General features: G+C 31.9%; 4 protein-coding genes. All 4 read right to left on the bottom strand.

Annotated elements, in window-relative coordinates:
* Positions 1-99 precede the first annotated feature (99 nt).
* Positions 100-957: a S1 RNA-binding domain-containing protein gene (locus KHW44_RS07605; protein ID WP_304067959.1), complete on the bottom strand. Its 858-nt coding sequence runs from the start codon at positions 955-957 to the stop codon at positions 100-102.
* A gap of 12 nt (positions 958-969) precedes the next feature.
* Positions 970-1,860 (bottom strand): YitT family protein, encoded by an 891-nt coding sequence (locus KHW44_RS07600; RefSeq protein ID WP_094224799.1) that lies wholly within the window; start codon positions 1,858-1,860, stop codon positions 970-972.
* Between the two features lie 115 nt (positions 1,861-1,975).
* Positions 1,976-2,782 (bottom strand): metal ABC transporter permease, encoded by an 807-nt coding sequence (locus tag KHW44_RS07595; protein WP_156850006.1) that lies wholly within the window; start codon positions 2,780-2,782, stop codon positions 1,976-1,978.
* A partial coding sequence (locus KHW44_RS07590) for a metal ABC transporter ATP-binding protein (RefSeq protein WP_304067952.1) occupies positions 2,775-3,450 on the bottom strand: 676 nt, incomplete at its 5' end. The genes KHW44_RS07595 and KHW44_RS07590, both read right to left, overlap by 8 nt.

The raw sequence follows: 3,450 nt of genomic DNA, 5'->3' as shown, positions 1-3,450 counted from the left end.
TCTTCATTATTGAATTGTGCTCCTCTATAACCTAAAGCTTGAATAAAATTATCAACTTCTGATTGTTTAATTTCTTCACCATTTACTACTGCTAATATTTTATCTTTGTTGTCTTCCATTATTATCTCTCCCTTTACTAGTTAATTTTATTCCGTCTTTATAAAATTGTATCATATTTTCTTTTAATAGTCTTCCTACAGCCCTTTTGAAACTGGACTTAGACATATTAAACGCTGATTTAATTCTATTGGCGTCAGTCTTATCGTTAAAATTGATAAAACCATCTGAATTTTTAAGTTCTTCTATAATTGCATCTGCATCTGAAGATATATGCTTATATGCAGGTTCAAAAAATGACAAATCTAATTTGCCATCAGACTTAACATCCGTAACTCTACACTTGACTTCCTCTCCAAGGTCCACAACGCCCGTTAATTCATTTGAAGGAATAAGCCCTTCATATTTATTGTCTACAGCTACAAAAGCTCCTAAACCGTCCACTATGTTGTATATAACGCCTTCCACCCAGTCGTTCTTCACATAGCCACTGTCGTTTTTCAATAAATTTTTAATTCTCATGGTAAGTGCCAATCTATTCGACTTATCAATATACAAATACACCAAATATTTTTGACCCTTTACTAATTTTGAAGTTTGTTCCTTAAACGGCAACAAAATATCCTTGTCTAAACCGCAATCCAAGAAAGCTCCAATTCTAGTAATATCTTTTACTTCCAGTCTTGCAATCTTACCCAATTCAATCTTAGGTTGCTTCTTAGTTGCCATAAGTTTTTTATTGTCATTGTAAATAAATACATCGACAACATCGCCAACTTTTTCTCCGGAAAGTTCGTCTACATTCATTCTCACAAAACTATTTTCGTTGTCTTTTTTCAACAAAACTTCCGTATTTATCTTATCAATTTTTAAATTCTCTCTTTGTCCTAATTTATACATTTCTTCTCCATTCTAACTCATTCCACCAGGAAGTATTTCAAGCTCTGGATTATCCACTGGATCGTAAGTAAATCCTTCACCAAGCACTTCACTGACATACGAAATACATACGAATGCTTTAGGATCAATAGATTTCACGTAATTTTTAATCTTAATATACTCTCCTCTTGAAACAATCGTATTAATAACAAATTTTTCATTATCAGAAAAACCACCAACTGCTTTATAAATAGTGGATCCTCTTGAAATTTGATCTATAATATAAGCGTTAATTTCCTTGTATTTATCGCTCGTTATCATCATATTTACCCTTGTATTTAGACCAGCGATAGCCTTGTCAATGACAATTGAGTTGATACAAATACCAAGCATAGCATACATTCCACTTTTTGTTCCGAAAGTGTACATACCAAGTAACACAACAAAAAAATCTGCTACAAGCATACATTTACCCACATCAATCGAAAAATATTTTCTGATTATCATTGCGATAATATCCGTACCGCCAGTCGATGCACCTTGATTGATAACCAATGCCATACCAGCAGCTGAAATAATAATTCCAAAAATCAAATTAATCAAAATATCATCAGTTAAAGGTTTGAAATTTGGTAGCAAAATTTCAAGTAACGTCGTTGAACTTGCAAAAATAAATGAACAATATATAGACAAAACCCCAAAACTTTTTCCCAAAATAATAAACGCTATAATATACAAAATAGTATCCATAATCATAACGAAAATACCCGTTGGAATTTGTGGAACAAAAGCATTCAAGCTTATCGCAATACCAGAAATTCCACCAATAGTTAAATTAAAAGGCATTATAAAAAAGAAAAAGCCAAAAGTAAGTATTAATGTTCCCAATGTTAATATCATTATTTTTTTAATCATTTTGTTCATGCTATCGCCTCCTATCCTTTTATTATACTTGTAAAAATTGCAAATTACAACGTTTTATACACTAAATAACACCACAAAATAAATTAATTCAAAATTTATAATGCAGTGTTTACAGTTAATTATTTTTTCTAAATTTATTTACTATCATCAAAATTATAAGAACTAGAAGTCCTGTCAACACGATTGATCCACCTGGTTTTAATTGAAAATAATAAGACATATTAATTCCGATAATTGTGAACAAAACTCCAAATAACGACGAATTAATCACAGTTCTTTTAAAAGAATGTGATACCATTATTGCGCAAGACACAGGAATAACCATCAAGCTTGAAACCATAAGTGCACCAACAGTTCTAGATGCAATAGCAACAGTGATAGCTATTAAAAAAGTAAATATTTTATTAATAAGTCCTACGTTAATATTAGACAATCTAGCTCCATCTTCATCAAAGATAATATACACTAATTTTTTGTACAATAGCACATAAGTCACAATAACAATAAAACTCACAATAATTACTGTGTACAATTCAATATCTGGAATAGCTACAATAGATCCGAACATAAATGATTGAAAATTCGCAGCGCCAGGAACAAAATCTGACAAGATTGCAGCAAGTCCTATACCGCTACTCATCACAATCGCAGTTGACAAATCAGAACTTTTTGTAAAGTTTTTTCTGATGATTTCTATTCCAAAAGCTGCAATCACGCATACGAAAATCGCTGCTATAACAGGATTTATTCCAAAAATTAGTCCCAAGGCAACACCAGCTAAGGAACTGTGACTCAAAGCATCTCCTACCATGGAGTTTTTCTTATTAACGACAAAGGTTCCTATCAAAGGAACAATAATTGACACTAGTATCCCCACGATAAAAGCTCTTCTCATAAAATCATAAGAAAACATCTCAAACATGTTTCACCTCAACAAATTCATTATCCAATCTAAAAATCCTGTTAAAATAATCTTTAGTAAAATCCAACTCATGAGTAACAACCAAAATAGTTATGTTATGATGACTATTCAAATGCTTCAACAAATCAAACAAATTTTCTTTGCTTCGTTGATCTAGTCCCGCAGTAGGTTCATCGAAAATCAAAATTTGCGGATCGTTAGCCAACGCCTTTGCAATCATGACCCTTTCTTGCTCACCACCGCTCATCTTATTGTAGTCGTAATTTTTCTTATCCTTCATTTCTACAATAGCCAACGCATTTTCGATTTTTTCATTAGCTTTCATATTCTCATCATCACTTACATTCATAGCCACGATTTCCCATGCAGTTATCGGAAAAGAAATGCTCTTTTCGTGGTTGTTTTGAGGAACATATCCAAAACTAAAATTATCGCGCCCTCCAGCAAATTTAATCTCACCACTATCTGCTTTTAAGAAACCTAAAATAAGCTTCAATAACGTAGATTTACCGGAGCCATTAGCTCCGGTTATCCCTACGAAATCTCCCTTTTCGATATTAAAATTTATATCCCTTAATAACTTTTCGTTTCTATACGAAAAATTCAAATTTTCTACACTAATTATACTATTCATATTATTTTGCTTGTGAGATTGCATCCAAGTTTTT

Origin of the sequence: Finegoldia magna, from assembly GCF_018371055.1 — a bacterium.
Lineage (GTDB): Bacteria > Bacillota > Clostridia > Tissierellales > Peptoniphilaceae > Finegoldia > Finegoldia magna_I.
Note: the sequence above shows the minus strand (reverse complement) of the source record. Positions and strands in the feature narration are given on the sequence as shown.